The 6402-nt window shown below is 39.4% G+C and carries 5 protein-coding genes; 3 read left to right on the top strand and 2 right to left on the bottom strand.

Annotation, left to right across the window (positions count from 1 at the left end):
• Positions 1-260 precede the first annotated feature (260 nt).
• From gor to V7K69_RS17390, 3 genes are all read left to right on the top strand, one after another.
• Positions 261-1637, top strand: a complete 1377-nt coding sequence (gene gor, locus V7K69_RS17400) for a glutathione-disulfide reductase (RefSeq protein WP_335036467.1) — start codon at positions 261-263, stop codon at positions 1635-1637.
• A gap of 104 nt (positions 1638-1741) precedes the next feature.
• Positions 1742-2377 (top strand): YqiA/YcfP family alpha/beta fold hydrolase, encoded by a 636-nt coding sequence (locus V7K69_RS17395; protein WP_335036464.1) that lies wholly within the window; start codon positions 1742-1744, stop codon positions 2375-2377.
• Between the two features lie 106 nt (positions 2378-2483).
• Positions 2484-3629, top strand: a complete 1146-nt coding sequence (locus V7K69_RS17390; protein ID WP_335036471.1) for a histidinol-phosphate transaminase — start codon at positions 2484-2486, stop codon at positions 3627-3629.
• Between the two features lie 8 nt (positions 3630-3637).
• On the opposite strand, the gene V7K69_RS17385 is transcribed toward V7K69_RS17390, so the two are convergent.
• Together V7K69_RS17385 and V7K69_RS17380 are read right to left on the bottom strand one after the other, a co-directional pair.
• Positions 3638-4192 (bottom strand): hypothetical protein, encoded by a 555-nt coding sequence (locus tag V7K69_RS17385; protein ID WP_335036462.1) that lies wholly within the window; start codon positions 4190-4192, stop codon positions 3638-3640.
• 609 nt (positions 4193-4801) lie between these two features.
• Positions 4802-5434 (bottom strand): GNAT family N-acetyltransferase, encoded by a 633-nt coding sequence (locus V7K69_RS17380; protein WP_335036460.1) that lies wholly within the window; start codon positions 5432-5434, stop codon positions 4802-4804.
• Positions 5435-6402 lie beyond the last annotated feature (968 nt).

The following is a 6402-nucleotide window of genomic DNA, read 5'->3' as shown; positions in this document are numbered from 1 at the left end:
TTATTTCCTCGTACAGCCAGATAGCGATCGCTCCTTCCGTGCAAATCCTTGTAACTCTCTCCTGGTAAGCTTTCATGATTCGCGGATGAGTCTAAAGCAAAAAGTGATATTCCCTACGACCAGAGAACATCTGCTAACGCTAGATTAAATCAAGGATAGGACTTACACAGGGTTCACCGGATATCCTTCTTATATAGTTCAATGACATTCTGTGCGTAAGTTCCCAGTAACTAACTTTTTGCTAGAGAGAACATAAATTTATGACTTTTGATTACGACCTATTTGTAATTGGTGCGGGTTCTGGAGGCTTGGCGGCTTCCAAACGGGCGGCTAGCTATGGGGCAAAAGTGGCGATCGCTGAATATGATTTAGTTGGTGGGACTTGTGTGATTCGCGGTTGTGTTCCCAAAAAACTTATGGTCTATGCCTCTCACTTTCCTGCACTATTTAGTGAAGCTTCAGGCTATGGCTGGAAAGTCGGTAATGCTGAGTTGGACTGGGAATATTTCATTACATCTATAGATAAGGAAGTTCGGCGACTATCGCAACTACACATAAACTTCTTAGAAAAAGCTGGTGTAGAACTATTTTCAGGTCGCGCCACATTGCTAGATTCCCACACAGTAGAAGTTGATGGACGTAAAGTGACAGCAGACAAAATTTTAATTGCTGTTGGTGGTCGTCCTATCAAACCAGATTTACCAGGGATGGAATATGGCATTACCTCTAACGAAATTTTTCATCTAAAAGAACAACCAAAACATATCATCATTCTTGGCGCTGGTTATATCGGCACAGAATTTGCCTGTATTATGCGCGGTTTGGGTTCTGAGGTGACACAAATTACCAGAGGTAACAAGATTTTGAATGGGTTTGATGAAGATGTCCGCACAGAAATTGAAGAGGGGATGACAAACCACGGAATTCGGCTGATTAAGAATAATGTGGTAAAAACAGTTGAAGCTGTGCCAGAAGGGTTTAAACTTACTTTGTCAGGGGAAGACCAAGAACCAATAATCGCGGACGTGTTTTTAGTGGCGACTGGTCGAACTCCCAATGTAGATGGACTAGGTTTAGAAAACGCTGGGGTTGATGTTGTCGCTAGTTCTATCGAAGGGCCTGGATACCCAACTACAAGTGCGATCGCAGTCAATGAATATAGTCAAACTAATCAACCGAATATCTTTGCCGTTGGCGATGTCACAGACCGAATCAATTTAACTCCTGTCGCCATTGGTGAAGGGCGAGCCTTTGCTGATAGTGAGTTTGGCAATAATCGCCGCGAATTCAGTCACGAAACTGTTCCCACAGCCATATTTTCTAACCCAGAAGCTGCAACAGTCGGCTTGACAGAAGCTGAAGCACGGGAAAAATTCGGTGATGCGGTAACAATTTTTCGCACTCGCTTTCGCCCCATGTACTATAGTTTGACTGGGAAGCAAGAGAAGACAATGATGAAGTTAGTAGTTGATAGCAATACTGACAAAGTGCTAGGCGCTCACATGGTAGGTGAAAATGCCGCCGAGATTATCCAAGGTGTAGCGATCGCTGTGAAGATGGGCGCAACTAAAAAAGACTTTGATGCCACCGTTGGTATCCATCCCTCCTCAGCCGAAGAATTTGTCACAATGCGGTAATAAGAAAGAGTTAGGAGTTAAGAGTTATGAGTTATAAGTTGAATAAAAAACTCATAACTTAAAATTCTTAACTTATTAGCCCTAACTCCTAACTACTTACAGCTTTGCAATATATATATCTTCACGGTTTCGCTTCCAGTCCTAATTCTGCCAAAGCGCGGGATATAAGCGATCGCTTTGCCAAAATTCAAACAAAGCTCAAAATCCCCGATCTCAATGCTGGCGATTTTTCGCAGTTGACAATCACTCGTCAGATCACTCAAGTTGCCGCAGAATTTAGTAACGATTCTACACCAGTAACCCTGATTGGCTCAAGTTTAGGTGGTTTGACCGCCGCACACTTGGGACAGCAATATTTACAAGTAGAACGCCTTGTGCTGCTAGCACCAGCTTTTGGATTTTTATCCCATTGGTTGCCCAAGCTAGGCGATGAAGAAGTACAGCGTTGGCAGCAAGAAAAATATATCATGGTCTACCACTATGGAGAGGAGCGATCAATTTCTTTAAGTTACGATTTCGTTACAGATGCTGCCCAATACCAAGAAAAATTTTTGCAACGTTCTATACCCACCCTAATTTTGCATGGAAAAAAGGATGAAGTTATTCCCATCGAAGCTAGTCGTGACTTTGCGCGTTGCCGTTCTGGGGTGGAGTTAGTCGAACTCGACAGTGACCATGCCTTGGGTGATGTTATGGAAAATATTTGGCAGGCAATTCGCCTCTTTTGCCAATTACCTTGAAGTTGTAAAATATTAAATTCTCACATAACTAATGTCCTTAGTCATTTCTCCTTTGTTTAGTTACTAATGACTAATGACTAATGACCAATGATTAATGACTAAAATTATGCTTCCCTTCATCCGGTCAGATTTAGCCCAATTTACCGCTTATAAACCCCACCCCAGCAGTGATACAGCCGATTCTGTTCCCACACAGTTTGATCGCCTGGATACAAATGAAAGCCCCTACGATTTACCACCTGAGTTAAAAGAGAAGTTAGCCTGGACATATCAGCAAGTAATTGAAACAAATCGTTATCCTGATGGTGGACATGAAACCCTTAAGGATGCGATCGCAGAATACGTCAATGAATCAGCCGCCCTTCCGCTATCCAATACTGCTGCCAATATTTCTGTTGGAAATGGCTCTGATGAACTAATCCGCTCTTTATTAATCGCCACTTGTTTAGGAAAAGAAGGTTCAATTCTCGTTGCCAATCCTACTTTCTCTATGTACGGAATTTTGGCACAAACTTTGGGAATTCCTGTCGTAACAGTGGGTAGAAACGAAACAAATTTTGAAATTGACTTAAAAGCCGCACAGTCTGCGATCGAACAAACTCAAAATCCTCCCATTCGTGTAGTTTTCGTAGTACATCCCAATTCGCCAACTGCCAATAGTTTAACGACGGCAGAATTGGCATGGTTAAGAAGTCTGAGCGAACATATTTTAGTAGTAATTGATGAAGCTTACTTTGAATTCAGTCAAACTACCCTAGTAGGTGAATTAGCGCAGCGCCCCAACTGGGTAATATTACGCACTTTTTCTAAAGCTTTCCGATTGGCATCTCTCCGTGTTGGTTATTGCGTCGCTCATCCCGAAGCGATCGCCATTTTAGAAAAAGTTCGCTTACCTTACAATCTCCCCAGCTTTTCCATAGCAGCAGCATTAATTGCTTTACAAAACCGTACCCTCTTGCTGGAGTCAATTCCCCAAACCTTGAGTGAACGATCCAAACTCATCGAAATTTTATCCCAGCAACCAGAACTACAAATTACCGCAAGCGCCGCTAATTTTATTTACCTACGCCTTAAACCCAATGGCTTAAATTCACAGGATGCTGTCCTAAAAACTTTCCACCAGAAACTTAGAAAACTCGGCACTCTTGTACGACATATTAGCGGAGGATTGCGAATTACTGTCGGGACAATAGAGGAAAACGCCCGCACAGTTACTAGAGTTCAAGCTGTTTTAGCCGATTTGGAATTTTAGGAATTCACTCAATAATTAAATCGGCTATCCATCTCACTGCCCAAACGACGTACTAATCCTACCGTTTGTGGCAGCACACCTACCAAAAGAGCAAAAGCAACATCCGGCAAAAGAGCCACTATTTCTGGTGGAAAGTATTGTTCAAATTGATCGAGAATTTTCTGAACTCGCTGTCCAGGTATTGGGTTTTCTGTAATTTGTTTGATCAATCGAATCCACTGTCGCCTAATCAAGTAAGCCTTCTGGCGTTCTTCATTAGATTCGGGAGTTAATAAAGACAGATTACCTATAGGCAGTGCCCTTTGGCAATCACAGTCGTAATCCCCACCCACAGCAGCCCCAGGCCCAGCAAACTCTGCATGGTAGCGTTTAAAGAGGATTAATCCATTCCGTCTACGACTATTGACGATGAAAACTTCTCCACTGTGTAAACGTGTAAGGATATCCGAGCCTTGCGATTGCTCAGTTCCATCTGGCATGACAACAGAGTCAAGGAAACTAGTTTTAGGGTAATAAGTTGATACCATAGAGATTTGATAGCGTCGATGCTGTTCGCTATCCATGTTTTTTAAACTTTCAAAGAATTTGGTAGTAGTATGCACTTCAAAAAGTAACAAGTTTTGATGTCAAATTAGATTTTTGAATTCTTTTATTATCAAGAGTCTTTTGGTCAATTTCACTAAAATAGTAATAAATACACATTTTTTAGTAATTGAGTGATTATATTTTATGAGATATAACCAGATTTGTCCCCAAATTTAGAGAGTCTTTTATTAAAGTTTTTATAAAGATAAATATCTTAATTACAAAGTTATTATGAGGGATCGCTTATTTAATAAGATATTTCTACAGCTAAATTCTATTTTAATACATTTATTTTATCTATATAAAATATTCTAAAATAGTTATTTTTAATGAGAAGTTGAAACAGACAAATTGTAACACTTAATTATTTTGATAAAATTTCTCAATCTAATGTTTTTATTAAAATGAATATAAAAATACCACTAAAAATCTCAATAAAATCTACTTTAAATAACTATCTAAAGCTATACATATCAACCTATTTAGCTAACATTGGCTAATTTTTAATTAGGCTAATTTATACTTTGGTTGCCAATATTGGTGATAGATTTTCTCCAAACTAATTACAAAATAAAAATTTATAAAATTCAGATACTGAAATTAGCACTCAGATGCTTATGCAATAACATCTGGCTTGAACGTCCTAATACAAATGTATTCCAATTCGATTCTACTTTATGTACCCGATATCCCACCTTAAAATAAAGTTGCCTTGCCTGATGATTATTTTCCAAAACGTGAAGATATAAGTCTTGAAATCCCCATTCGCGGGAAACTTTTTCACAGCTAGTCAGTAACCCTGAAGCCACACCATGTCTACGGTATTTTGGGTGAACCGCTAAATTAGATAAGTAAGGAAAACCTATGCCAGCCTGGCCCCACGAATCACTGTAACGTACACCCAGTTCCACACTTCCCACTAAGTTATTAGCCCCACCATTATTAGCTTCCAAGGCGACTAAACAAACATGACGAGGTGGAGGTGATGTCATCCGATGCCTTAAGTCTTCGTAAATACCCAGACGTAGCAATGGAAAAGCCCATCCCCACATACCTTTTTGGGAGTGAAAGCTTTCAGCGATAATTTGGGAAACACCAATCAAATCAGTAGGTGTAGCTGTACGAATTTGAAATTCGCAGCAAGCTGGATCGATTGGCTGTTGCTGGTATGGATGAAAAGACCGATATTTCAAGGCTAGTTTAGTATTGATTTTATTCAACGAAAATTTTCTCAAATATCCTCAAACACCCTTTTAACCGCATAAAAACTTTGATATATTCCCAGTAGATTGAACTGACCTAAGACTGCTCATTTGCTTTTGCTTATAAGCATACAAATTTTTACACTTTAGTTTGGGGCTTTATAGTCCGTCTTTTTGAAAGAGTCTTAGAAGTTACAGCTTCATAAAGCTATAATCTTAAGTTCAGTAGGATTAGATACATCCTTTGCTTGAGATAGGGAGTATATCAGTCTGTTTACCACAAAAACATCTGTAAATCATACAGATTTAGGTTAATGGGTAGAGACATAGCATAACTTACCTGTAGGCATTACCGATAAAATTGTTAAGTAAGTACACTAATAAAAAACTTTGGTTGTAAACCATGTTTAAGTGTAATACTGAACTTATTTATGCTATTGACGCTACACTAACAAGACTTTGCTGCTAAGTAATAGAAACAGGCTGTTCAGATGCTAGGCAGGAATATTGCAGATTCCTATCCCTAACTTCTTTACCAATACCACTTGTCTTAATGATAGTTCTGATTGCTAAATTAGAAAGAGGTATTTGTCTAATAGTATACTTTGGTTTTAAATCTTATTGTTTTAATTTTGCTGACTCTACCATGACTACCATAAATAAAATTTACGTGCAAGTGTTAGTACAACTGCTGTGGAGGGAAAACTTAATATGCAGCTTCATCTGGATTTTTCAGCTAGCTATGAGTGCTGTATGTACTATTAGACATTGCTCGCAGGAGGTGAAAGAAGATTTGAGTAGCAAGGATCGACTCTATAACCCTATAACTGACTATGAAAGCAATTATGCTGCACTCAAGCAAACGGTAATAGGTATAAGCAATTGAAACGAATTACCGTGAGTAAACGCTCCTACACTCAGCAGTCATGTAGCCAAAGAGCCTTATTGGTGGAAATGCTCTGCTCTTACCTGACTCAGAAAAATCC

Source organism: Nostoc sp., assembly GCF_036917775.1.
Lineage (GTDB): Bacteria > Cyanobacteriota > Cyanobacteriia > Cyanobacteriales > Nostocaceae > Nostoc.
Note: the sequence above shows the minus strand (reverse complement) of the source record. Positions and strands in the feature narration are given on the sequence as shown.

Coding starts and splice junctions, on each gene's coding strand:
- V7K69_RS17385 (WP_335036462.1), bottom strand. CDS start 4,192: ATGGATAGCGAACAGCATCGACGCTATCAAATCTCTATGGTATCAACT.
- gor (WP_335036467.1), top strand. CDS start 261: ATGACTTTTGATTACGACCTATTTGTAATTGGTGCGGGTTCTGGAGGC.
- V7K69_RS17390 (WP_335036471.1), top strand. CDS start 2,484: ATGCTTCCCTTCATCCGGTCAGATTTAGCCCAATTTACCGCTTATAAA.